Origin of the sequence: Shewanella oneidensis MR-1 (assembly GCF_000146165.2) — a bacterium.
GTDB classification, from domain to species: Bacteria; Pseudomonadota; Gammaproteobacteria; order Enterobacterales; family Shewanellaceae; genus Shewanella; species Shewanella oneidensis.
Genome location: NC_004347.2, coordinates 3,104,159 through 3,126,304, shown reverse-complemented (window position 1 = coordinate 3,126,304; position 22,146 = coordinate 3,104,159). Strand labels below are relative to the sequence as shown.

The following is a 22,146-nucleotide window of genomic DNA, read 5'->3' as shown; positions in this document are numbered from 1 at the left end:
GTGTACATATTTGCGTACATGAAAGACTCATGTACAAGATGGAGAAAGGTTATGGCGCTTTCTGACTCATGGTTAAAAGCAAACCTGAATAAAGTCGCTGATAAGCCTTATGAGAAAGCAGATCGTGACGGCCTGAGCGTGAGGGTTTCAGCTAAGGGCGCTATTACTTTTCAAATGCGCTACCGCTGGGCAAGCAATGCAGCTCGGGTTGATATTGGGCCTTATCCTTTGCTCTCGCTTAAAGAAGCCAGAGAACAGTGTGAAGCCTACCGCAAGTTGCTACTGGATAATCAAGATCCGCGGGAATATAAACGCGATAAAGCGGCAAAGGCCGTATCAAACGAAGGCTCAGTCGAGCAGGTTTTTAGGGCATGGCATAAGTCACAGTTTAGTGATGGCCGTGCCAGTGTAAAGGACAGCACCGCGCATGAGTATTTGCGCGCACTGGAAATTAACGTTTTCCCTGTACTTGGTAAAAAGCAGGTTGACCAAGTAACCTTGCACCAATGGCTAGATTTGTTTGAGTCTATCGCAGCCAAGAAGCCAACCATTACGAATCTAACGTTAACAGTGAGTCGCAGGGCGCTTAAATGGGCTGTTCGTCGGCGAATTATTAGCACAAATGAGTTGATGGGTATTGAGTCGAAAGAGGACTTAAATATCTCGCGCAAAAGCCGCAAACGCACGCTTAGCGATGATGAACTCAAGATTATTTTGCAAGCCATTGATAACGCAAAACGGCAGCGCCTTGGTAACCGGATTATGGTTTTCATGGCCTTATTCTTTGGCTGTAGGATTGGTGAATTACGATTGGCGCAGAAAGCGCATTTTGATTTTACTAAGATGATCTGGACCGTGCCGGTTGAAAACCACAAAACAGGGTACAAGATGCAGCGGCCGCTACTGCGGCCGATCATCGACGAGATAGTACCATTGCTTGAGCTAGCATTTTCACTTAGCCCTAACGAGCTAGTGTTTCCGACAGAGAAAGGCGGGATATATTCGCAGGCGGCGACAACACGCATGTCTAACCCAATTAATACGTGGGCTAAGCTGAATGGTACGCCGTTAAATGAGTGGTATTTGCACGATTTGCGCAGAACGCAGCGCACTAACATGAGTAAAATTACTACTACAGAAGTGGCAGAAACCATGCTGGGGCATAAGCTGAGCGGGATTCAGTCGATTTATGATCACTACGACTATTTAGAAGAACAAGCTAAGGCATATCGAATTTGGTGGCAGAAGCTGCAGCGCCTCAAAGATCCCGCAGCCTACCACAACGTAGTTGAACTTAAAGCCGCGCAGTAACGGCCTCATTGTTCGTTCTCGTAAATCCACGCTTTAACTTCTTGAAAGTTGTACTTGTTTTTAAAGTGTGGGTTAGTTGTTGGCTTTGGGAAGTCTTCCAACTTAAACAGTTGGTATAGCTTTGTTGTGCCAATCCCCAACGCCTTTGCAAGTTGAGCTGGCGAGAAAAACTGCTGCACCACTTTACCCTGCATAGCTTCTATTTCTTGCTGAAACATTATGCACCGTCCTTATTTTTACCAACAGGTTTTACTTTGGCATCAGGTTTAACATCGATGTACCACGCTTCACCTTCTGCGTTAATCACGATAAACCGCCACCCAAAAAGCCATTTCATCGCTATTTTTTTGCCAATCCATGTGAATAAAATCCAAATTAGCGGAAGCAGAAAAAGACAGATGAAAAACGTGTTCATGATGCACCTGCCTTATTACTTACCAACCCTTGTATTTTAAGTCTTTCAATCACAGCTTTTTCACGGCCTTGAATGGTCGATAAATCGTATTTAGGTCGCTGGCTTAGGATGGAAACTTGATCCTTAAGTTCTGCCACTTCGGCTTTAAGCTGCTCGTTCTCTGCGATAAGCAAATTCATGCGGTCATTTAGAGTCATCATGCACCTGCCTTGGCTTATGCCATACTTCCCATGTTTTAGCCTGAAACATACCAGCCAAAAGTTTAAATGTTCCTAATAAAATAAGTTTCCAAAACGCCATAATTACGTAGACTAAAAACATAAAAAAATTCAAACAAATCACCGCTAAGATAGTGGGCAAAGTCATTAACACCATTAAAGTTCTTCTAATGCCGTTATGTTTGATTGTGCCAATATACTTAGGTCTTAAACCTTTTTTATCTTCAGTAAACTCAAACATCACTCACCACCCTTAGCTGTTTGCTCATTTAGCAAATCAGCCATTTGATCAGCAATATCTCGAATATCCTTTGCTAAAGCCAAGTGGTTTCTTCCACCCATAACATCAAAGAACTCTGCTATTTCTTCTGAATCTTCGATAAATCTGCTTGCAAGTTCATCTAACTTTGTTAACTTGGCTGCCAACTTTTCGCGGTCGGCGGTGATAGATTTAAGCTGCTCGCTCAAACTCGCTGCAGTTTCTAGATATACTTTGTAAGCATTACTCTCGTCTTTGAGATTTTGAATCTCTGCCATCAGCTTTTGCTTAAGATGGTCGTGCTCAATGGCAGGGACGTAAACCCCAAGGCCTTCGACGTTGATTTGGCCTGAGCCGTTGCCGTCTAATAACACTCTGCGTTTAGTTGTAATCACTTACCTTCCTTTGCCAATTCTTCGGCGAGTTGTTTCATAAATTGTCGGCAGCTGCATGCTTGTTTGCGTGGCATGGCGTACCATTGCTTAAGCGCTGCGCGGATTGCGGTTGATTGCTTCATGCTTCCTCCTTTTGGTATTCAGTTTTTTTGAAAACTTCGCGGCGTCTTGTTCTGTCACGCTACCTAGTTGAAATGGGCCAGCCTTGCAGCTATCGCAATACCAACCGTTCTTTTTGAACGCCGCCCAGCTTGGTACGTGTGAAAAACAAATGTGCCGCATTTCATCTGCTTTGCACTGTGGGCAACATGGCGGAGTCCAGTCGTTTAGGTTCATGCTGCCTCCTATGCTGCTTCGGCGGTTTGTGTGCAAAGCTCGGGGAGATTTGCTCGGGTGAGTGCTTCGGCAAATTGCGGCGGTACTGAGTTACCAACACGGGCGACTTGCTGCTTTTTGCTCGATTTGCCGTTGTAGTTGTTGATGATGTATTCAGGGTTGAAGCCTTGGCAGGCGAATAGCTCATGGGGTTCGAGCATGCGCATACCGATATCGATGATTTGATAGGGTTCGCCCTTGATCATCACTAGGCCAAAGCGGTCATTGGTGGTGATAGTGTGCAGTGGTTCGTTACAGGCCACGCCGTCTTGCTCGTTGCCGTAGTATTTGATGAAGAACGCCCGAACTTCGCCGAGGTGTAATCCGCCTGCGGTGATGGTGTGTGCGGGTTCGTCCATCGGGAAGCCGATGTTAGTACCGCGCAGCTTGATCATGTGGCTGGTGATCAGCGCGTTATGATCAACTGTTGTCACTGTTGGCAATGGGTTGTTTAGGTCATCACCTGGTCCTGTGTAATTGCCACCGTAATGCTTGCAGATATTGGCGGCAGTGAGCACAGGATCTGTTAATTGATCATCTCCGTAAAGCGAAACATATTCCTCGTAGCTACCACCAAAATTCTTTGTTTTGGCAAACCATTCTGTGAAAGTTGGGATGTTGTCGTTAACCTTCTCAAGCACAGGTTGCACCACGGCAAAGTGACCGCCTTTGACTTGGGCGCAGATAGTTCGTAATGGCTCGTTAACGGGCATATTGCGTTGGCTGCTGGCGTTAGCGTGTTCGGTGATGAAAGGCGCTAACTGCACATCATTTGGTACTATAAACGGCTCTTTAGCATCAATCACAAAGCGCTGAATACCTTTGGCAATGCGGCGCAGGGTGTTTTCAGCCAGCGGCTTTTTACGGCCAAAGATGGATTTGCAGGGGAGTGACCAGTCGATGCACTCAGCGGCGGTGCGCCATGGTAATAGCTTGCCTGATTTAACCGCTTCGCTATCTGGTGCGCCGTGGGTTGGCTGTGGCCACACAATGGGTTGACCATCGCAACGGGCAATCATAAATAGGCGCTTGCGAATAGTTGGGGCGCCGTAGTCACAGGCTCGTAGTTCGCGAAACTCCACTTTATAGCCGAGACCTTTGATTAACTTGGCGCTATCCAGCAAGCCTAAGGTTTCAACGCATTCGGTTAGTGCAGGGTGATCGGCATCAACGCCCGTGCTTAACATGCTAACAAAAGCGTTAAAGGTTTCGCCTTTGCGCTCTGGGCATGGGTGCATTGCATCCGTTACCGGGCATTGAATTAACGGCCCCCACGTTTTAAATTCTTCGACGTTCTCAAGCATGATCACTCGAGGGCGTACCTTCATTGCCCAGCGAATGGTTACCCACGCGAGGCCGCGAATTTCTTTATTTACTGGCTTAGTGCCTTTGGCCTTGCTGAAATGTTTGCAGTCGGGCGAGAACCACGCCAGCGCAACCGGCTTACCTGCGGTGGCTTGCACTGGATCCACATCAAATACCGACTCGCAATAGTGCAGCGTTTCGGGATGGTTGGCCGAGTGCATGGCGATAGCATCTTGATCATGATTGATTGCGATATCCACGCTGCGACCTAGAGCCCAAGCCATACCAGTGGAAGCACCGCCACCGCCCGCAAAGTTATCTACGATTAAGCCTCTCATACCCTTGCTCCAAGTTCTTTATAACGGGCCTCAAACTTTAAAACGCGACAAACATGGCTTAGTTCTATCTCCATTTTTTCAGCGATTTGATACGGTCTAAGACCCGCTTCACCCAGTTGGCGACATAGTTCAATGTCGTGATTTGAGTGCTTGGCCAACGGGTTATTCTCGCCAACTTTCATAAAGTGGATACCAAGTGAATAGGCTTTACCCTTAACGGAAAGCTCCGTCCTTCCGAGTTGTTGTGCGATGGCTGCTGATGTGTGCGTGACTGATAGCACTTTAAGCTGCCGCAGGTCTGCATCAGTCCAAGGCTTTTTAAGCGTTGCAGGCTTGCCATATGCCAGTGAAATACCGCGGTATCTTGCTGCTGCTCGTAGTTGCTTTTCGCTAATACCATATTTTGTGCAAATGGCTTTTACTGGCATGTCACCAGCATGTTGAAGTGCTAGTTCATTTATAGGATTTGGCTTGAATGTAGTGGTTGATTTCATGCTGCATCCTCCACTCGTTCGCAGCGATCGAGCATATTGTTTACCTCTGCGATAATGTCTTTTTTAAGGACGTTATCGAGTAAGCGTTGGTTTACTCGCTCGCACAGCATTTGCTGGCGAACATCGGTTTTAGTGTTTGGGTTGTCGTTGAATGCTTGCTCGACTAACTCCAAAACCTCTTTAGGCCATACGCTGTTTGCAACCGTGCTGTCCCGTGCGATTTGATCTTCGATATCGAGCTGATCATTTACTTGGTGCTCAATGATTGGCTCGACTGGTTCGGCAATATCTGGGCGCGTTTCAATGGTCTCAGTGATGTAGGTTGCGGATTTTTTATTAGCCGCTGCAGCAACCATATTGAGCATCACTTGACCGTCGCGCAGTAAATCGTCGCGGTTAACATAGCTCATGCGCTCGCCGCGCCATGTCTTATCGAATACCGCAATCGCACAGGCAAACCCAGCGCTTGATGCTTCTTGCTTTTTGTCTGCAGGCACAAACCAATCAGGTAAGTCAAAGCTGATACGTCCACGGATGAAGCAAACGTGATCCGCATCTTCTGGCCACCAGACTTCTGAGGTCGCAGACTTAATCAAGTAAACAAACTTAGCGCCTTTGTCGCGTTCATCTATGGACTTGGCGATAATGTTGCGCATACCTGTAATGGCTTGATTATCTTCGTAACTACTGCGGGAATATGGAGGATTTGCAAACGCTTTGCCGCCTGCTAAGTCCTTGGTCCAGTCTTGGATTAGGGCGTTATCTTCAACCGTGTAATAGCGTGGGCATTTGGCGTTATCGCCATCGCTGAATAGGTCGAGGATAAAGGGCCCAAACTTCGCGAATATGCCCCAGTAAAGCGCGTCTGGCGTGCGCCATTGGTCGCCGACTTCTTTTAGCAAGTGGGATTGTTTGGTTTTGAGTTCGCGCAGGGCGCTGGCATATTGGCTGTTGACGCTCATGCAACTTGCTCCTTTGAATCAGTTAACTGATAACTGGCTAATTGTTTTTCTAGCTGTGCTATCCGCGCGTTGGCTGCGGCCAGCTTGGCAAGATGCTTTTCCCAGTCGATTTCTTTGATTGCCTCGACAATTGCGGCCACTTCTTCGAGGCGTTCTTGTCCGCGTACAAAGTTAGGCAGTTGCACATCGTGCCGGATCGCTGCTCGCCATGGGGCGCTTTCCAGATAGGTAACGGTGTAATGCAGCATCAGGGCTTTGATTAGATTTTCTGAGCTGATTTTGGTCAGTGACAGCATTAGCTCTATGCGCTTTGGCGATTCAAAGCCTGCAATTAAAAGATTCATGCTGCACCGCCTTTGGTGCTGATCACTTTGAACTCAATCACCCAAACCCAATGGTTGGCATCCCAATTTTTATAGATTGAGTTCCACAGGGATTTAAACGCATGTTGTGGATTTTTATACCAACGCCAATGAGGCGAATGTGGCTTATGGCTTAAATGCTTTTCAACTCCGCCCCATTGCTGGTAAATGGAGCTATATTGCAAACCTTCGGCTTTAGCATCTTGTTCGCTGATATCGTTTAATCGCTCTACACGAATATCGGTTACTTCAAGGATGATGCGAGCAGCAGAGCGCGGCATGTGGATAGATGGTTTCCATTTGATAACTTCATTCCAGCCCTCTTCTAAATCAGAAGGGTTATGGGTTGCTTTATAAGCAAAACCAGATTTTGTGCATAAACCATATTGAAATGTCTCGCGCACCCAAAGCTGATCGCCGACTGAGCAAATTTGGCAGGCATCACTCGCCATACCCAGCCATAATGGATCTTGAAGATCCTCTACATGCACCATCGATTGAAATGCATGGCAAGGAAACCAATAACCGCCCTTGGATGTTTCAGTGTCAGGCTCTGGTTGTGGATTGATTGGTCTGCGCGTTTGGGTTTTACGGCCATCAAGAATGGCGCGCACCATTTCGGTGTTGAAGATAATGGGGCGCTGTTTCATGCTTTCACCTCTTCACATGGGTGTTGCTCTCTTACCGTGATAATGGCTTCTTCAATGGTCGGATGACGTTCACAGTAATCGCCTTCTCGGGTGTGGCGCTTATGAGCGATAAACTTCAACATACGTGGTCCTGAGGGTTCGATTTGAAAGCGGATCATGCGGTCATGGGCAAGTACTACTGCTTTTGTAAGATTGCTATAGTCAAACGTTGACATGTAATGCGATGCTTTACTGTTGATGACTAAGCCATGCTCGCCACAGGCTTGGATTTTGCCAAACATGTGATTACCGCCATTGTGAATGTCACAAAGAAAATCAAAGCACTCACGTTGATCTGCGTTAAGCCAAGGGTAGTTTTTGGCGTAGAAGTCGTGTCTTGGATTCATGCTTTCACCTCTGGCTTGGTGAGTGACATGATCCAATGGCGTAATTGGATCATCTGGGGGCAAAACACCATTGATTCGACATAGGTGTAAAGCTTTGGATAGTCGTGCTGTTTACGGGCGATAAATGCCCGTGCATCGGCTTCGGTAAAACAGGTTTTGATCACTTCTTCCGTTTCTTGAAGGTGGAACTTTTTAAGCGGATCAGGTAGCTGGTCGTGATCTGATTCAACATTAAATTTATCGATAAAGGCGTTGATAAAAACTTCATCAAATGCATGAGTAACATCGTGACAGACTTCATCAATGTCGTTATCAAACAACCAATTGCTACACCATTGATGGTCATTTTCAGCTAACCATTCGGCCAGTGCTTGCTTATCGCATTTATCAGAGCGATACAGCGCGGTGGCATCGCCATCGGTATCAACAATCTCCCAGTGATGTTCGTCATAGCCTTCTTCTGTTGGCAAATAGCGCTTGCAGCGAACTTGCCAGATGGGTTCGGCGGTGCAGCGGTTATTCTGCTGGTGCATTTGCTGTGACATTTCAAGCAAAAATGCAGGGATTTCGATTTGTTGGCTCATGTGACGTCCTTATCTTTTAACCAAGAAACGGTGCAGGCCTTTGGCGGCACGGATGGCAACGGCGCGGTTAGCGGTGAACTTTCCACCTGGCAACATCCAACCGTGTTTATCTGCCACAATATGGCCTAGGCCGATTTTGATATCGCGGTGTTGAGGTTTGTCGTGGGTTAGCATGCTCTATTCCTTCTTTCGTGAATGGCGGCAACAATCAAGCGGCGCTTGCTTGTGCTTGGGTGGGGGTTGATTCAGTGGCGGCTTCAGCTGTTGGTTTTGCTGGCGAGTTGTGCATATTGATCGTCAAGCAGATCTTGTGCGCTGCTGTAGCCGTGTTTTTGCTTTATCTGCTGCCAGCTATCGATATGGCGCAGCCATGCGCTTTTTGACTCTGGATAGTCGATGATCAGCTGGTTTAATTCGGCTATTGAGCGATCACAATAAGCTGCAATCCCGTTGCCTTTAGCTTGTCGTTCTTGTTCAAGCTCGCTTGATAGCATGGCGACTAGGGCGTCGCTGGTGGCGTGTGCTTGAGCATCAAACATGGCTATCTGCCTTATTAATCATTAGCTGGCTTGCGTGGTGAAAACTGCGGTTGAGCCAGCTGATGGTTCTATCGCTAACCGTGATATTGATTGCTGGTGGCTCGGCGATGCGGGTGAGTTTTACGCGGCCGCTGCGGCTGACTTGGATATTGGCCACTTCGTTTAATGCGGTGGTTTTTAGTGGGCCTTCGTCCAGTTTGGTGACGTGGAAGCGCTCACGGAAGGCATAGCTGCAAACATGGCTTTGCAAATAAGCCTCAAGCTCGTTTTTACGCTGGATCACCGTTGGGCAATGCATCAGCTCGGGTAATTGGGCGAGGCGACAGGCAATGCTGAGGTGTAACAGCAGTTGCGATTCTACGGGTAGCAGTTGGGCGCAGTTATGCGCTGCGATTGGGTGGGGCATAGGTCACCTCGCATGGGTTGTATTGGGTTAAGGGTTGCTTGGTTGGGTAAAGCGGGTTGGTTAGAACAAGTCGAAGGGGATTAACTTAGCTAATAGCATTAGCACTAGGTCGATAAAATCAGGTTGTTGGGCTTTCATAGTATTGCTCCCTGCGGTGTAAACGGTGCCGGTTACGTCATCCGGCGGCCTGAACACGTCATCTGCAGCAATCTTGCCGCTAATAACTGGTGCGCGACTTTCAGGCGTTCGCGCTGCTTTACCAGTGGGCCCTTGTTTATTAACCCTAACCAGATCCAAAGCTGGCTATCGACATGGATACTCGGGGCGCAGTCATAACCTGCGCGTGTAAGTGGCCGCTTCTAACGGCTAGTTAGTCACATGGGCTTGTCCTCTGTTACTTGCCTGCTGGTGCCGCAGGCTGGTGTTATTACTTATTTTGTATTGTCACAATTACCGACCTAACCATCGTTCCTGACTCTTTAAATGCACCGTTATGAAGTGGCTCTATATTCCCTCCTCGGTGAAATATTAAATCGCGGAAGTCCTGTGTTAATTTGTTATCTCTGAATGTGACGCTCGCCGCCATCACAGAAACGAGCAAGCCTCCAGGCTTGAGAAAGTTCACTGCATGAAGTACATGCCGGATATCTGCTTGCTTGAGAAATGGAGGGTTCATCACAACACGCTCATAAAGTTTCTCTGGCGTTTGCGTTAGAAAATCCATGTGACGAACCACTCCTAGGCGAGAATCTCCGTATAGGGTTAAGAAGTTGGATTCCATTAGTTCGTAGCAATCGACAGTTGCCCCAGCGTTAGCGCAAGCGTAGGCAATTGCGCCTTTTCCAGCGCTAGGTTCTAGCACCTTCATACCATGCTGCACATCTGCCAATTCCATTAACCGCGCCACAACAGAAGGAGGTGACGGGAAAAAATTAAATTCGTCTTTAGGGATTTCGACTTCACCTGTCAGAATAATTTGGTCCACTCGCGTAGCGGCTTCATCGTCGAATATGTGTGATTTAGTTTTTCGGTTCCACTTTCCGCCAGCCGCTTCAATTACTTTGTTTGTGCGCTCGTACATCTTTCGGTCAAGTTGACCAGTAAGCACCAGTGCATTACCGCTCACCTCTGCGCGACTCAGTACAGCAAGTACATCGTTTTCAACTCTCATTGTTTATCCTTATCTATTAGTTGGTTTTATCGCTAGCTCTCGCAAGAGCCAGCTGTAAAACCTATTTGCGACGGTTTGCACGAGACTTAAGCGAGGCATGACGCTTCCCTTTTGTAGCTGGCTTTCCGCTAATTTTGCGTTTTGTACTTCTGTAGGCCAAAGTTTGGCGAACTTCATTTTGCATATAGAATGATGGAGCTTGCCCAGCCATAATCATTGATGCAGCAATAGCTAAAATATTTTTTTTCATTTCATATCCTCAAGTTTTTGCCTGTCGATGCCGCAGGCTGGCTTATAAGTCGCATTGGTGAAGGTGGCTGACTGGCGCTCATTTCCAGTTACCGAAAGGGTGGAGCCTATAGCACCACGGTTGGCTCAATCGGTAGTCGAGTCTTACTATTCAGCCACTTTCCCAATGCAACCTGATTAAACAGGTGCATGGTGTTCTTACCTCACCGCCAGAACGGGCGGGGCTATACACATATTTGGGTCATGCTCGCAGTGAAACCATTTAGTACCTGTTCTTATGGGCTCTTCCCACTCAAACAGTCCGGTCGCCAATAGCGGTGTATAGGTCTGTTTACGCGGATTACTATCCTCCGCCGCGTGTTCCTCGGAGTAACCTAGCTTGGTAGCCTCACATACGAGGGGACCAAGGTTAGTTGTTCATGGGCCAGTCTGTTAAAGAGCGTGATTAGTTTTCGCTAACCGATGGCTGGATAATCACGCTTTGTGTTTCTTTTGTCAACACGAAATGTGTTTATTTTTTATTTTAGTGTGTTCAAAACGATTCGATTCTTTTCGCTTCGTGATTTTTTGGTTTGTGCAGATACAAAAAAGCCACCTAGGAGGTGGCTATAAAGACGGGATAGGTGCTGTGGTTAATCGATTAGTTCGACCTTTTCCAACTTGAATGATTTGCTGGAGTCAGACTCTATGCAGAAAGCCGTAAATGCACCGTCTGGCTTTATGTTTTGCAAAATCAACTTCCGCGGTTTGCCTGCATTAGATCCACCGTTATAAATGACCTCGGTAGTTTCATTGCTGAGGAACTTATTTAAAAATGGCGCCATCGCTGGATTAGTTTGCTTTAAACTGTCAACTGTGGCGCATAGGGTAACAACGTCGGCCAGTTTCTTTTTCGATAACGCCTCAAATTGTTTTTCAGTCAGCTCAATTTTGATCATAACGACTCCTTGTTATTTAAGCTTAATTTGGCGCAATACCGCCAGAGATGATTTGCTGATTGCCGTTTTGGTCTGTCATCACGCGATATAGTTTGTGCTGGCCTTGGCTAATGCTGGTTTCAAAATGGCGAATGCTGGCGCCACTGCATAGTGCGCTACCTGATGGCTGAGAACCTAAGATCAACTCACCTGATCTGACGTTGAAGGTAACTTTTTCCGCGGTATCTAACTTTGCCGCGAGCGCATCGTTTACGTACACATCAACATAACAACCGCCACCCATAAAGCCGCTATCTCTGATTATGGTGATTTTTGCGTCTGCACTGTCGGTGTTGCCGATGAGCACTCTTTCTGCAGGCGCTGGTTTGGCTTTGTCTATTGTTACTGCCGATGTAGCGCAGCCAGTAAGTAACGCTAGTAATAGTGATGCTGTAATCAGTTTCATAAAAATCCTTTTAATTATTTTCAATTATTCCAAACGTTTAGAACTGACCACCAAAACACCCAACCGATAATTTTAATATCGGATGCTTTTTCTGGTGGGATAAATTCATCGGGGAATTCATCATTGTTATAGCTCTTAATGCGAATGCCACCGCCTGGGGTGCGATAGAGCATTTTTACTCGCAACATGCCATCGTGATCAATGGCATACATCTCACCATCGATAATCGATTTTTTACTGGTATCGACACCAACTGTGGTGCCGTGGCGCAGTACTGGCAGCATGCTATTGCCGCTTACGGTCACACAGGCCGCATTGCTTGGTTCTACTCGGCTTTTTTTGAGGGTTGATTTAGCAAAGCGTAGCTTGCATCCGCCGTTTTCTTGCACAAAGGTTGATCCACTGCCTGCGGCTAATTCCACTTCACGGTAAAACGGTAGTGCCACTTCATCATCCCTTAATGGTGTATCGCCATCCCATAGCTCAAATCCTGCATGCCACTCAGCATTTTGTAATTCTTGTTTTGGTTTAAATAGTTGAAACGGATCTTCTTCTTCGTATGGTCCTGATGAATATTGAGCACTTGGCATGCTAACAAAGTCATCATCTTTATTGTTTTCACCATAGAGGATCTCAGCAGGTGTTACGTTGAGTACTTTCGCCAGAGTCTCAGCATCAATAGCGCTTACTGCTCTGGTACCAGCCTCATAGTTACCGACTCTTGATTGTGACTTCCAGCCGCAAAGCTCCGCCAAGGCCGCTTGACTTTTAATGCCAGCTTTTAACCTCAATCGCTTGATGTTTCGGCCAACCTTCTTTTTTGGGTCGTCATAGTTCATCGCAAGTACCAGTAAATAATTTCGAATAAGAATATCACGTAATGTGATATTTGATTTTTTCGTTTTGTGTTTACTTATAAACACGTTTCGTGTTTAATGTGATTAATTCAATGTCGAGAACAGATAACATGAACAACATTTCCATATACCGAAAAAAAGCAGGTCTTTCTCAGACTGAGTTGGGCAAGCAGATAGGCAAAACTCAGGGTGCGGTTGGTAACTATGAGGCAGGTATTCGAAATATCGATCTGACTACCTGCTGGGAAATCGTTAAGGCATTTAATCAGTCCGGTGTTGAGTGTTCTTTTTCTGACGTATTCCCTGAGCCTATCAGCGAATCAAACCAAGTTGCCTAGTTAACTTACGAACAGGATAACAACTCCATGAATAAAAACACATTAAAGCGCGAAGCCCTTTCATGCACTGACCCACTCTATGCCGCCCATGCGCTTGGGCACGATTACGGGGTGGATAAGTTGGCTAAGGATTTATTCCAACAGCCCGGGGTGATGTACAACAAATTAAACCCTGAGAACGACAGCAATCACTTGTATTTGCGCGATGCGATTCATTTGACTGAGCTGGCCGATGATGACCGCATTTTATCGGCATGGTGCCATAGCCGTGGCGGGGTGTTTGTAAAGCTGCCTGAGTCGGTTAACTGCGATGAAGAGTTAAGCGATCAGCTGTTGCTGATTAGTGAGCAAATGGGCATTGCACTGGCTGAGATCCGCGACTCACGCGCTGATGGGGTGATTACGCCTGAAGAGTTTGATTGCATTAGCCGCGAGCTGACCAAAACTGTGCGTGAAGTGCTTTCGCTTAAAGCGGTAGTGAGTAGCCAAGTGCGCACCGTTCATACCATTCCAGCTAAGAGCGCACAGCATGAGTGATGTTATTGATGATGCCGCAATCGAGCATGAAGCGCATATCAAGGCCGCGTTATCTGTTCGCCAACCTACGCTGACTTTTACTGGCAAGTGCCATTACTGCAAGGCACCAGTTTCAACTAATCAGCATTTTTGTGATGCCGACTGCCGCCATGACTATGAGCGGTTAAAAGCGAATGGGAGAGTGTGATGAAAGCTTATGACCCTGTGATTGCGGTAAATGTTGGTCAAAATCAGTTAAGTGATAACTCACGCGCAAAATCTTGTGCAGATATCCCTTACACCCCCGAAGAAGATGCCGAGTTCGCTCGCATTGAGCGTAATCAACAAATGTCTGAGTTTGCTCGCATTGAGCGTAATCAAGAGATTGCGTTATTAGCCAATGTTATTCGCACATCACCTACGACGAGTGCCGAGGCAATTGCTGAAAGGGTGTTAGACGCTGGGTATCAGTTTTCGGGTAGTGCGGTGCGGTTTAAATAAGAAAGCCCACTAGAGCTGTGGCGGCTGTGGGCTTAATACCAAGTGAGGCAAAAACAATGGTACTGGAATCAATTGATAGCGTCAATCATGGCGCTGGTGGCAGTAATGTGGTGCCGTTACGGCCAGTTGCTGAGCACAAACAGCAAACGCGGGGTGGGGTGGTGAAAGCAGATTTGGAAGATGGTTATTTACGACTCTCCAATACGCTGGTGGACGCCCTGTGCCGCACTAAATTAAGCGATCGTGAGAGTCGGGTGGTATTTGCTGTTATCCGTAGAACCTACGGCTATGGCAAGGCCACTGATTGGGTTTGCTTAGAGCAATTAGCCGACATGACTGGCATTACAACGAGCAATATTTGTCATGCGATTAAGTCACTGACTGCACGCGATATCATCATAAAAGACGGTCGTAAAGTTGGCGTTAACCAGATTGTTTCGGCGTGGCAAGACAAGAAATCGCATTCTATTAACGGTAAAAAATCCACTGTTAAAACTGACAATATTATTGTCAATTCTGACAATGCAATTGTCGAAACCGACAGCGTAGATTGTCAGAACCGAGAGATACAAAAGAAAGACAATATTACAAAAGACACAATACAAAAGATCTCTTCGTCGCACATTGCTGACGCAATGGCCGACATGCAGGTTAAACCAGATGCTGCTGTTCAAACTCCCAATGGCAAGCTTTGGGGCACTCAAGACGATTTAAAGTGTGCTGAGTACATCTTCAACAAAGTGCTGATTGTTAACCCAACTGCAAAGCAACCTAACTGGCCTGACTGGGCTAACCAAGTGCGCTTGATGCGCATGCAAGACAACCGCTCTCACCACGACATCTGCAAGCTGTTTAAGTTTGCCAATAGCGACTCATTTTGGGCAAGCAACGTGTTATGCCCAAAAACCCTGCGTAAACAATGGGACAAACTAAACGCCAAACTGCTAGCGAGATCATCACATGAAGCCAATACACCAACTGCTACCGCAAACACTGCACGCTATGAACACTCCACAGCACGAGTCTTCCGCGAACTACGGGAAATGGCAGAGCAGCTCCAGCATTCCGCAGATCACCTCGGTGGTGGCAACACGATTGATGCCGACTATGAACCTGTACAGCCGTGATTTTAGCAATCGCTTTGGTGCTGAGCTTGGCAGTGTAGTAGAGGAATTTGTTAAGCAAATCGGTGAGGCAGGCTTGAGTGTGGCTCAGGTGATGACTGGAATTGAGGCTTTTAAACAACGCGCAGCAACCGCGCCATGGAGCGTTAACCCAGCCGAGTTTGTGGCGATGTGTACGCCTACACCTGAACAACTGGGCTTACCTAACGCTGAGATGGCTTACCGCGAGTGTTGCGCCCATGGCCGCTGGCCGAGTGAGCACAATTGGAGCCATGGCGCTGTATTTGCCGCTGGCCGTGAAACGGGTTGGTATGAGCTGCAAAACCGCACTGAACAGCAAACATGGCCGTTATTTAAACGCAATTATGAAGTGATGTGCCGCCGTGCGGTGAAGGGTGAAAGCTTTGATGCCTGTATTCCAAAAGCGCTTGCCGCCCCAGTAAACAAGCCTGTTGAAAGTCAAAAGGCTTGCTCGATTATCGCTGATTTGCGCCAAAAGTTTGGGCTAAGGACTGCCAATGGCTCTGGCAATTAAACACTTACCAGCTGATGCACCGGATTTTTATCGCGCGATTGTGGCGCCTACGTCTGTTGATACTGCTGCTAGTCAAGTCGTGCAAGAGGCGGTTAACGATGCGGAGTTATTTGTACCTAAAGCGGTGACAGCCACTGAGTTACGGGCCCAAGGTTTGATGCGCGAACGCGAACTACCGCAAATGTGGCATTGCCGCGGTGGTGAGTCTGACATGGAGAAGATTGTAAAGCACATGTCGGTGATCCCAGCTGAGTTTAAGCATTCCGTTTGTATGGAGTATGAGCGCTTATTTGCGCTTGGTGGGCCAGCTTGTCGCAAACAGGCTAATCAGTTTTTGGTAAGGCAGTCAAAGCGGTTTAGAGGGGTGGCGGTGTGATTCGTATTGGTATTGATCCTGATTTGACTAAAAGCGGTGTGGCCACGGTGATAGGCGGACAGATACAGCTGCTTAAGAGCATGGGATTTAGTGAGTTGATTGAGTTTGTGGTTAGCAGTGCTGCCAGTTCGCCTTGCACTGTGCTGCTTGAGGATGTTGATAACAAGAAGCCAGTGTTTGCCAGCAAGTTAAAGCGGACTGCCAAAGGCCAAAACCCATTGCTAGCCTACGTTGGCCATGCCCCAAGCCAAGGCGGTAGTGAATTTAAGATCAATATGAGCAAGGCAGAGGATTTAGGCAAGGTTAAAGCCACCGCCAGATTGATTAAAGAAGTGCTCGAAGGTAAAGGGATTGCCGTCACCTTAGTTAAACCGCTGCGTGGCCCTGTTAAAAAGGCCAAGGATAGTAGTGTGTATTTTAACAAGATCACTGGCTGGACTGGCCGCAGTAATGCAGACACTCGTGATGCAGCGCTTATCGCCTTGTTTGGTAAGGGGGAGTTATGCCGTTAAAAGTCCAATTTGCTGAGCGTTTGGCGCTTGGCGTTGAGTTGTACGTGAACCAAAAGATGACGCTTTTAGAGAGCTCAGCCGCCGCGCCTGTTTGCCGTAAAACGCTATCAAAAGAGCTTAAGGATCGCGGCTTATTGCGCAATGAGCCTAAAAAAGTCAGCGAAAGATTAGAAAAGGCCATCAAATTTTATGTTGATGAAAAGCTATCTGCGTATAACGCAGCAACCAAAGCTGGTGTTGGACAAGTCGGCCTCTTAAAAATATTAAGAGAGCGCAATTTACTGCGCAATTCAACGGATAAAAGTGCTGCCAATTTAGAAAAAGCGATCGCCTTGTATGTTGCTGGTGAATCGATTCTTACCGCATCACGCCAAGCCAAGGTTGGCAACCAAACCTTAGGCAATGCGCTATATGCCCGTGGTTTGATGCGCATTCGTGAAGAACGCAAGCCAAAGAGCACTGTGTCTCGCCAAGATCCGCTTGAAGCTGCCGAAAGTCGTGTATCAAGTATTGCACTAAGCATTATTCATTCCGCTGCCCGCATTGCAGCGAACCACCAAGGAGATGGCAGATAAATGATTTCAATTGAGCGCTTGTTTGAGCTGCTATCTCCACGCGGGTTGTCGATCGGTGCTGCTGGAGGTAAAGGGGTTTTTAGTAAGGAGGATGCTATGGGTGTTGTTGCACAGGTGCAAGGAAAGTACCCCGTTGGGGTGAAGGTGTTAGAGGCGGCCATTTGCGGCGATGTGGATGCCGAGGATGTACTCGTTAAAGCGCTATGTAAGCAATATGAAGTGGATTTTCGGCCAGTTGCGGCCTCTGCATTGGCAAAGCTAGCAGTGAATGAGGTGTGCGGTACCCGCACTTGTCCTAAGTGCAAAGGAACAAAACTTAACTATCACCGCAATGGTGAGTGTAAGCACTGCAACGGCACTGGGAAGCTGTTGAAGACTGTTGAGCAGCTGACTAAATCGTTTTGTGATTTGAGTGGCGCCAAGATCACGCCAGAGCAATTTAGCCAGCATTTTTACGACAAGTATATGGATGGTGTAGATGCACTGCATCAGCACGAACATGATGCAGCACGCTTTGCTAAAAAAGTACTGCGCCTCGTTGGCCAAGAAATGGGGCTAGCGGGTTGATGATTGATACGGTAAGCGACTTAGTTAAACGGCTTAAAGCGGAGGCAGAGCAACTCGAGTCTATGGGCTCGGTTGATCTGGCCTGTGGTGTTGAGGCGGCGGTGAGGGTGATCATCAATGAACTCGATGGACACCTATCCATTGGCAATGCTGATTATCACCGAATTGAGCCATTGGAGCGGATAAATAAGCGCTTAATGGCAGTGTTAGCAACCCAGTCATCGATTAATGAGCGGTTTGATTTGCACTGTAAACAGCAGGTGCTTTCAACGCCTGAGTACAAGGCTTTGGTGAGTGCTAAAACGGCCATCCGCCAGCAGATTAATGCGTTGCCTAAGTGCAATACCTGCCGTGGGGTTGGCAAAGTTAAGCCGATGTTCGAGCTGTATCCGTGCGATAAATGCGCAGGTTCTGGCGTTGATTTAGCGGCGAATAGCGAGCTGATTAAGTTGCAGCAAGCGTTGATATTGGCTGAGTTTGAGCTGATTGAAAAACTGACTGCAGCGCTGTTTAAGGTGGGGTTATCAGCTGCTGATAAAGAGGCGATCTCGGTTGAATATTTTTACGCAGACTGCCGAACTAACCTGAGGTGCGACTGATGGCTATTGCCTGTATTGCCTTAAGTGATGCCGCCATTAAACGGGCTGTTGCCGATGAATCGATTACCGAAATTAGGGACCCGCGCTATCCGCTAAGGTTGCGCCTTGGGAGTTCGCGCAGTCGTGGCAGTTGGTATTTAGTTACCAACAAAGATGGCAAGGCCAGTTGGGCTAAGGTGGCTAACTGGCCGTTGGTGAGTGCTAAGGCGATCATTGATGACTTGCCCACGTTGAGCATTCAGCATCGGCAAGATCAAAGCGTGAAGGTGAACACCTGGTTAAGTTGTGGTGGCTTGCTTAATTGGTATTTAACCAGGTCACAGGCGGATACTAGCTTATCGATTAAACGGCGCCGCAATATCAAATGCACCATTGTTAAGCACTTATTGCCGGTGCTGGGTGAGGTGATGCTGAGTGAGCTAAATCATCATAAAGTCGATGAACTATTAATTTGGCCACTGCAGGCACGTTATTCCATCGGCAGCGTTCGCCAGTATTACGCCGTGCTGCGTAAAGCCTTTAAGCAAGCCACTGTGCTTAAGCTAATTAGTGATGATCCGTTGGCATCGTTAAGCTTTACGGATTTTATTGCTACGCCGATCGCAACTAAACCACCGCAGTTACAGGCAACGGATTTGCCTAAGTTGCTAAGTGACCTTGATACGGCCAGTGATAGCGCGGCGTTGTTGGTGTTTATTATGCTGGCCTACGGTACCCGCATTGGCGAAACCCGCTTGCTTAAGTGGAGCTATTACGATGAACCCAATGCCAAGTTGGTGATCCCCGCAAATATCACCAAAACCCAAGCTCAACTGACTATCCCTATCTCTGGACTGATGGCCGATATATTGCGCTGGCATAAGTCAATGCAAGCCGCTGCAGGTTATCGAGGCGGGTACCTATTTCCGCACCCATGCCGTAACACCGGACTAGATGAACGTGGTGCCAATAGTTTGGTTAAACAGGTGAGTGGTGGTGAATGGACGGCCCATGATTTACGCAAGTTGGCTCGCTCATGTTGGGCTGATTTGGGTATCGATTATATGGTAGCCGAGCAGATGCTAAACCACTCTATGACCAAGCTAGACCAAGCCTATATTCACACCTATTTGGCTGATCAAAAGCGAGAGGCTATCGAGCTTTGGCATAAGCATTTGCTATCGATACATCACCTATTTGCAGAGAGGATTTGCAAATGAGTAGTCAAGACAGTTTCAAGATAGAAAATATTAGCAAAACAGCCTAAAGCCTTGTGGGTCATGGCTTACAAGGCAATTTATGCATCTTCAAAAGAGGAAGATATTTAATGAGTAAGACAGTCGTTTTGATGTGTTTGTGGCTTTATTTGGCGGAGCTTAGAAGAGCATTAATGCAGTTAGAGCTAAGTCATAAAGTGGTGATATCAGAGCCAAATCGCGTGAAGCATGTTGACGGTGTTGTTTCTTGTTCGATGGAAATAGCCTTGCCAGATTGCCTCAAAGAGCATGCTGAAATGCGCCACATCAGTCGCCGTAATAAATCAGATAGAAAGCGCAATCGCGCCGATAGATGGAGATAACCGCAATGGGTAAATGCGTGAAGTGCGGATCCAGTTCGATAGAATTTCAGTTTGTAGAAGATGGCACCAATTTAGGTACATGCAAAGACCAAGGAAAGATGAGTGAGTTTATTCGCTATGTGTCAAGGACATTTGACTATCAAATAATCTGTAAAAAAGAGCATCTATTAAAAACATGCCGGTGCTGTAAATATGCTTGGCGTGAACATACTTTAGATAACGCCACTGCTAATCAATCCCCGCCTGGTGATGATTGATGATAGCCACCTACATCGCTGGCCCAATAAGCGGCAATGTCGAGGCCAATAAGCTGGCGTTCTTTAAAGCGGCCGAGCAGCTAGCTGAAACTGGCAGAGTAGTGCTGCATTCTGCTGGACTGCCGTTCGGCCTAACCGAACCACAGTACATGGATATCTGTTACGCCATGATCCGTGCCTGCAATGAGATTGTGATGTTGCCCGGTTGGCGCAGGTCTGCAGGCGCCACCGCCGAGTATTATTACGCCAAGAAGATAGGGCTTAAGATCGTGTTTGTCCCAACTGGAATAGACATTGAACGCGGTATGAGTTTAGTATCGTGATAGTGAAATTTAAGAGCTAAGAATCATGAATAACGAACGAAATTACACCATTGGCGCAGAAGATATCGTTGCCGTGGATGTGCATTTTGAAAATCAGATTGAAAAACTGATAAATGACGTCCTCGGTGTTGATGTTGGTGATTCTTTTGCTATAAGCATTGACGCCCTTGTTAACACAATGCTTCCTACATCTAAAGAGGATCCTTTTAAGGTGTACTGGCGTGCAGCAAATAAGCTTCTTGCGAGACTAAACCGTACTAGCGGCGGCAGATTTATCGGCTGGAGCTTTTGTTGTGATGAAGGTCGTTCAATCGTTTATTTCGGAATTAAGGATGAGTTTGGCCGAATTAAAATCAGTTAAGTGATAAGTAATTAAACAAGGTTAAATTATGGATAATGAAAAAATAAGAAAGCTCAGGGAACTTATTGATGATGTGGCCAACTCAAGTACCAAGAAGAGCGCAGCGCCTTATGCGCAAAAGCTAGATTCTATGGTTGCAAATATTATTGGCGATTTAAATGGGTATACCGCAGGTAAATTAACAGAAGCTGTTATTTATGCAAAAGAGGCATCTGGCGAAGTAAGTAATCGAGAGAATCTCCTATCAAGCATGAGAAACTCATGGGCAGTATTTGAGAGTGATGTCATAAATGGGGATAGCGGGAAACAAAAAAAGTAGAACAAAATGATTTACCCAAGCCTTATGTTTTACTATCCTGCTATAACAATGCGGGTTATAGCATCTAAAGCCACCAGATAGGTGGCTTTTTGCTATCTAGACCTTTCAGTTTATTCAAGCCTCGGCCATCGCCGGGGCTTTTTGTTTTGGGGCATCTATGAATAAGATTTTGATGAGTGTTACTAATCCAAATGGATTCAAGCTCGAGTTGCTGCTTAAACAACTGCAAGAAGAAGTCGCTGAAAAGACGGCGCGGGTTGCACATGATAAAAGTGAATTAGCAGAGAAGGTTAAGTCAAATAATCTTCAAATCATCAAACTATTATCTGAAGCTGAAGCTTTGCAGGTAGAAAGCTTTAAGCTCATGGCTGCTAAAGCACCAGATACAGGTCCGTTAGGTTATCCAAGGATTGGTAAGTAAATCATGCGCAATAAGGTATTAGTCACAGGCCTGAGCTTATCAGCTGCTGCACTGATCACCTTGGTTTCATCTGAGGGCTTCTCGCCAGTTGCCGAGATCCCTGTTAAAGGTGATCGCCCTACACTAGGATTTGGTTCCACTTATCACGCAGATGGACGGCCAGTAAAGCTAGGCGAAACCACTACCCCAATTAACGCACTTAAAACCGCAAAGGCTCATATCGATAAGGATGAGCAACGCTTTCGAGCAAGCCTGCCTAACGTAGAGCTTAATCAAGCATCTTACGATTTATACATCGATTGGACGTATCAATACGGTATTGGCCGTTGGTTAGCCTCTCCGATGCGTGGCCATCTTATCCAAGGTGAATACCAACAATCATGTGATGCATTGCTGTTGCCAGAGTATCGCACCGTCGCTGGCTATGACTGCTCAACGCCTGGCAACAAGCGCTGCTATGGCGTGTGGCTTCGGGCGCAGCAGCGGCACCGCGACTGCCTCGATGCTCTCAATTAATTTTGTGCAAGTTACTGATAATTAGAGTTTTTTTATCTTTGTTTGGTGGGGCGGGTCAAAACTTCAGGGCTTTTACCTAACTGACCGTG

41 protein-coding genes are annotated in these 22,146 nt (G+C 46.9%); 19 read left to right on the top strand and 22 right to left on the bottom strand.

All coding sequences use genetic code 11. The features are described 5' to 3' along the window. The first annotated feature begins 51 nt into the window (after positions 1-51). Positions 52-1,311, top strand: a complete 1,260-nt coding sequence (locus tag SO_RS13975; RefSeq protein WP_011072918.1) for a tyrosine-type recombinase/integrase — start codon at positions 52-54, stop codon at positions 1,309-1,311. A 5-nt stretch (positions 1,312-1,316) separates the two neighbouring features. Here SO_RS13975 and SO_RS13970 read toward each other — a convergent pair whose 3' ends face one another. The 22 genes from SO_RS13970 to SO_RS13875 form a co-directional block, all read right to left on the bottom strand. Beyond that, positions 1,317-1,529 (bottom strand): Lambda phage DNA excisionase Xis, encoded by a 213-nt coding sequence (locus SO_RS13970; protein WP_011072917.1) that lies wholly within the window; start codon positions 1,527-1,529, stop codon positions 1,317-1,319. After that, the gene (locus SO_RS13965; RefSeq protein ID WP_011072916.1) at positions 1,529-1,726 is read right to left on the bottom strand and encodes a phage protein; all 198 of its coding nucleotides are present in this window, start codon (positions 1,724-1,726) and stop codon (positions 1,529-1,531) included. Before SO_RS13965 ends, SO_RS13970 begins: the two co-directional genes overlap by 1 nt. After that, positions 1,723-1,926 carry a hypothetical protein gene (locus tag SO_RS13960; protein WP_164925733.1) on the bottom strand — a complete coding sequence of 68 codons (204 nt, stop codon included), beginning with the start codon at positions 1,924-1,926 and terminating at the stop codon, positions 1,723-1,725. Before SO_RS13960 ends, SO_RS13965 begins: the two co-directional genes overlap by 4 nt. Beyond that, positions 1,910-2,185, bottom strand: a complete 276-nt coding sequence (locus SO_RS13955; protein ID WP_011072914.1) for a phage protein — start codon at positions 2,183-2,185, stop codon at positions 1,910-1,912. Before SO_RS13955 ends, SO_RS13960 begins: the two co-directional genes overlap by 17 nt. Next, complete coding sequence (locus SO_RS13950; protein ID WP_011072913.1) at positions 2,185-2,598, bottom strand: phage protein; 414 nt, start codon at positions 2,596-2,598, stop codon at positions 2,185-2,187. The genes SO_RS13955 and SO_RS13950 overlap by 1 nt, the downstream gene beginning before the upstream one ends. Further along, positions 2,595-2,720 carry a hypothetical protein gene (locus SO_RS23415; protein ID WP_011072912.1) on the bottom strand — a complete coding sequence of 42 codons (126 nt, stop codon included), beginning with the start codon at positions 2,718-2,720 and terminating at the stop codon, positions 2,595-2,597. Before SO_RS23415 ends, SO_RS13950 begins: the two co-directional genes overlap by 4 nt. Before the next feature lie 222 nt (positions 2,721-2,942). Beyond that, on the bottom strand, positions 2,943-4,616 hold the full coding sequence (locus SO_RS13945; protein ID WP_011072910.1) for a DNA cytosine methyltransferase: 1,674 nt from the start codon (positions 4,614-4,616) through the stop codon (positions 2,943-2,945). Beyond that, positions 4,613-5,110 carry a phage protein gene (locus SO_RS13940; protein WP_011072909.1) on the bottom strand — a complete coding sequence of 166 codons (498 nt, stop codon included), beginning with the start codon at positions 5,108-5,110 and terminating at the stop codon, positions 4,613-4,615. The genes SO_RS13945 and SO_RS13940 overlap by 4 nt, the downstream gene beginning before the upstream one ends. Further along, complete coding sequence (locus tag SO_RS13935; protein WP_011072908.1) at positions 5,107-6,072, bottom strand: phage N-6-adenine-methyltransferase; 966 nt, start codon at positions 6,070-6,072, stop codon at positions 5,107-5,109. Before SO_RS13935 ends, SO_RS13940 begins: the two co-directional genes overlap by 4 nt. Then, entirely contained in the window at positions 6,069-6,416 is a 348-nt protein-coding gene (locus SO_RS13930) for a hypothetical protein (protein WP_011072907.1), read from the bottom strand. Before SO_RS13930 ends, SO_RS13935 begins: the two co-directional genes overlap by 4 nt. Next, positions 6,413-7,084 (bottom strand): hypothetical protein, encoded by a 672-nt coding sequence (locus SO_RS13925; RefSeq protein ID WP_011072906.1) that lies wholly within the window; start codon positions 7,082-7,084, stop codon positions 6,413-6,415. The genes SO_RS13930 and SO_RS13925 overlap by 4 nt, the downstream gene beginning before the upstream one ends. Continuing rightward, positions 7,081-7,470, bottom strand: coding sequence for a hypothetical protein (locus SO_RS13920; protein ID WP_011072905.1), 390 nt, complete (start codon positions 7,468-7,470; stop codon positions 7,081-7,083). Before SO_RS13920 ends, SO_RS13925 begins: the two co-directional genes overlap by 4 nt. Next, the gene (locus SO_RS13915; protein WP_011072904.1) at positions 7,467-8,054 is read right to left on the bottom strand and encodes an ead/Ea22-like family protein; all 588 of its coding nucleotides are present in this window, start codon (positions 8,052-8,054) and stop codon (positions 7,467-7,469) included. Before SO_RS13915 ends, SO_RS13920 begins: the two co-directional genes overlap by 4 nt. A 9-nt stretch (positions 8,055-8,063) precedes the next feature. Continuing rightward, positions 8,064-8,228 (bottom strand): hypothetical protein, encoded by a 165-nt coding sequence (locus tag SO_RS23035; protein ID WP_011072903.1) that lies wholly within the window; start codon positions 8,226-8,228, stop codon positions 8,064-8,066. Positions 8,229-8,311: 83 nt separating this feature from the next. After that, the gene (locus tag SO_RS13910) at positions 8,312-8,593 is read right to left on the bottom strand and encodes a hypothetical protein (protein WP_011072902.1); all 282 of its coding nucleotides are present in this window, start codon (positions 8,591-8,593) and stop codon (positions 8,312-8,314) included. Next, positions 8,586-8,999 carry a phage protein gene (locus tag SO_RS13905; RefSeq protein ID WP_011072901.1) on the bottom strand — a complete coding sequence of 138 codons (414 nt, stop codon included), beginning with the start codon at positions 8,997-8,999 and terminating at the stop codon, positions 8,586-8,588. Before SO_RS13905 ends, SO_RS13910 begins: the two co-directional genes overlap by 8 nt. Positions 9,000-9,059: 60 nt before the next feature. Then, positions 9,060-9,296 (bottom strand): hypothetical protein, encoded by a 237-nt coding sequence (locus SO_RS13900; RefSeq protein ID WP_164925582.1) that lies wholly within the window; start codon positions 9,294-9,296, stop codon positions 9,060-9,062. 130 nt (positions 9,297-9,426) lie between these two features. Continuing rightward, positions 9,427-10,170, bottom strand: a complete 744-nt coding sequence (locus tag SO_RS13895; protein ID WP_011072899.1) for a methyltransferase — start codon at positions 10,168-10,170, stop codon at positions 9,427-9,429. Between the two features lie 61 nt (positions 10,171-10,231). Continuing rightward, complete coding sequence (locus SO_RS13890) at positions 10,232-10,420, bottom strand: phage protein (protein WP_011072898.1); 189 nt, start codon at positions 10,418-10,420, stop codon at positions 10,232-10,234. 631 nt (positions 10,421-11,051) lie between these two features. Further along, a complete protein-coding gene (locus SO_RS13885; RefSeq protein WP_011072897.1) occupies positions 11,052-11,357 on the bottom strand; it encodes a hypothetical protein in 306 nt (101 codons plus the stop codon). Positions 11,358-11,379: 22 nt separating this feature from the next. Further along, positions 11,380-11,802 (bottom strand): Lambda phage lipoprotein, encoded by a 423-nt coding sequence (locus tag SO_RS13880; RefSeq protein ID WP_011072896.1) that lies wholly within the window; start codon positions 11,800-11,802, stop codon positions 11,380-11,382. Positions 11,803-11,822: 20 nt separating this feature from the next. Continuing rightward, the gene (locus SO_RS13875) at positions 11,823-12,641 is read right to left on the bottom strand and encodes an XRE family transcriptional regulator (protein WP_011072895.1); all 819 of its coding nucleotides are present in this window, start codon (positions 12,639-12,641) and stop codon (positions 11,823-11,825) included. 128 nt (positions 12,642-12,769) lie between these two features. Here SO_RS13875 and SO_RS13870 point away from each other — a divergent pair, with 128 nt between their 5' ends. The 18 genes from SO_RS13870 to SO_RS13785 all read left to right on the top strand — a co-directional run bounded on the left by SO_RS13870 (position 12,770) and on the right by SO_RS13785 (position 22,057). Beyond that, complete coding sequence (locus SO_RS13870; protein ID WP_011072894.1) at positions 12,770-12,997, top strand: helix-turn-helix transcriptional regulator; 228 nt, start codon at positions 12,770-12,772, stop codon at positions 12,995-12,997. 27 nt (positions 12,998-13,024) lie between these two features. Then, positions 13,025-13,534 carry a phage regulatory CII family protein gene (locus SO_RS13865; protein WP_011072893.1) on the top strand — a complete coding sequence of 170 codons (510 nt, stop codon included), beginning with the start codon at positions 13,025-13,027 and terminating at the stop codon, positions 13,532-13,534. Further along, positions 13,527-13,721, top strand: a complete 195-nt coding sequence (locus SO_RS13860; RefSeq protein ID WP_011072892.1) for a hypothetical protein — start codon at positions 13,527-13,529, stop codon at positions 13,719-13,721. The genes SO_RS13865 and SO_RS13860 overlap by 8 nt, the downstream gene beginning before the upstream one ends. Further along, positions 13,721-14,014 carry a hypothetical protein gene (locus SO_RS13855; RefSeq protein ID WP_011072891.1) on the top strand — a complete coding sequence of 98 codons (294 nt, stop codon included), beginning with the start codon at positions 13,721-13,723 and terminating at the stop codon, positions 14,012-14,014. Before SO_RS13860 ends, SO_RS13855 begins: the two co-directional genes overlap by 1 nt. 56 nt (positions 14,015-14,070) lie before the next feature. Beyond that, complete coding sequence (locus SO_RS13850; protein ID WP_011072890.1) at positions 14,071-15,141, top strand: replication protein; 1,071 nt, start codon at positions 14,071-14,073, stop codon at positions 15,139-15,141. Then, complete coding sequence (locus SO_RS13845; protein WP_011072889.1) at positions 15,113-15,673, top strand: replication protein P; 561 nt, start codon at positions 15,113-15,115, stop codon at positions 15,671-15,673. The genes SO_RS13850 and SO_RS13845 overlap by 29 nt, the downstream gene beginning before the upstream one ends. Then, positions 15,657-16,049 carry a hypothetical protein gene (locus SO_RS13840; protein WP_011072888.1) on the top strand — a complete coding sequence of 131 codons (393 nt, stop codon included), beginning with the start codon at positions 15,657-15,659 and terminating at the stop codon, positions 16,047-16,049. The genes SO_RS13845 and SO_RS13840 overlap by 17 nt, the downstream gene beginning before the upstream one ends. Continuing rightward, positions 16,046-16,561, top strand: a complete 516-nt coding sequence (locus tag SO_RS13835) for a hypothetical protein (protein ID WP_011072887.1) — start codon at positions 16,046-16,048, stop codon at positions 16,559-16,561. Before SO_RS13840 ends, SO_RS13835 begins: the two co-directional genes overlap by 4 nt. Further along, entirely contained in the window at positions 16,552-17,136 is a 585-nt protein-coding gene (locus tag SO_RS13830) for a phage protein (protein ID WP_011072886.1), read from the top strand. Before SO_RS13835 ends, SO_RS13830 begins: the two co-directional genes overlap by 10 nt. Then, positions 17,137-17,703, top strand: a complete 567-nt coding sequence (locus SO_RS13825; protein ID WP_011072885.1) for a TIGR02642 family protein — start codon at positions 17,137-17,139, stop codon at positions 17,701-17,703. After that, positions 17,703-18,302, top strand: a complete 600-nt coding sequence (locus SO_RS13820) for a phage protein (RefSeq protein ID WP_011072884.1) — start codon at positions 17,703-17,705, stop codon at positions 18,300-18,302. The genes SO_RS13825 and SO_RS13820 overlap by 1 nt, the downstream gene beginning before the upstream one ends. Next, positions 18,302-19,501 carry a tyrosine-type recombinase/integrase gene (locus SO_RS13815; protein ID WP_011072883.1) on the top strand — a complete coding sequence of 400 codons (1,200 nt, stop codon included), beginning with the start codon at positions 18,302-18,304 and terminating at the stop codon, positions 19,499-19,501. Before SO_RS13820 ends, SO_RS13815 begins: the two co-directional genes overlap by 1 nt. A gap of 107 nt (positions 19,502-19,608) precedes the next feature. Further along, the gene (locus SO_RS13810; RefSeq protein WP_011072882.1) at positions 19,609-19,860 is read left to right on the top strand and encodes a phage protein; all 252 of its coding nucleotides are present in this window, start codon (positions 19,609-19,611) and stop codon (positions 19,858-19,860) included. A gap of 256 nt (positions 19,861-20,116) precedes the next feature. Beyond that, positions 20,117-20,440, top strand: coding sequence for a DUF4406 domain-containing protein (locus tag SO_RS13805; protein ID WP_011072880.1), 324 nt, complete (start codon positions 20,117-20,119; stop codon positions 20,438-20,440). 25 nt (positions 20,441-20,465) lie between these two features. Next, positions 20,466-20,801, top strand: coding sequence for a phage protein (locus SO_RS13800; protein ID WP_011072879.1), 336 nt, complete (start codon positions 20,466-20,468; stop codon positions 20,799-20,801). A gap of 28 nt (positions 20,802-20,829) precedes the next feature. Next, complete coding sequence (locus tag SO_RS13795; protein WP_011072878.1) at positions 20,830-21,120, top strand: Lambda phage conserved protein; 291 nt, start codon at positions 20,830-20,832, stop codon at positions 21,118-21,120. A gap of 157 nt (positions 21,121-21,277) precedes the next feature. After that, positions 21,278-21,541, top strand: a complete 264-nt coding sequence (locus SO_RS13790; RefSeq protein ID WP_011072877.1) for a Lambda phage pyridoxal phosphate dependent enzyme — start codon at positions 21,278-21,280, stop codon at positions 21,539-21,541. Between the two features lie 3 nt (positions 21,542-21,544). Beyond that, positions 21,545-22,057 (top strand): glycoside hydrolase family protein, encoded by a 513-nt coding sequence (locus SO_RS13785; RefSeq protein WP_011072876.1) that lies wholly within the window; start codon positions 21,545-21,547, stop codon positions 22,055-22,057. The last annotated feature ends 89 nt before the right edge of the window (positions 22,058-22,146 follow it).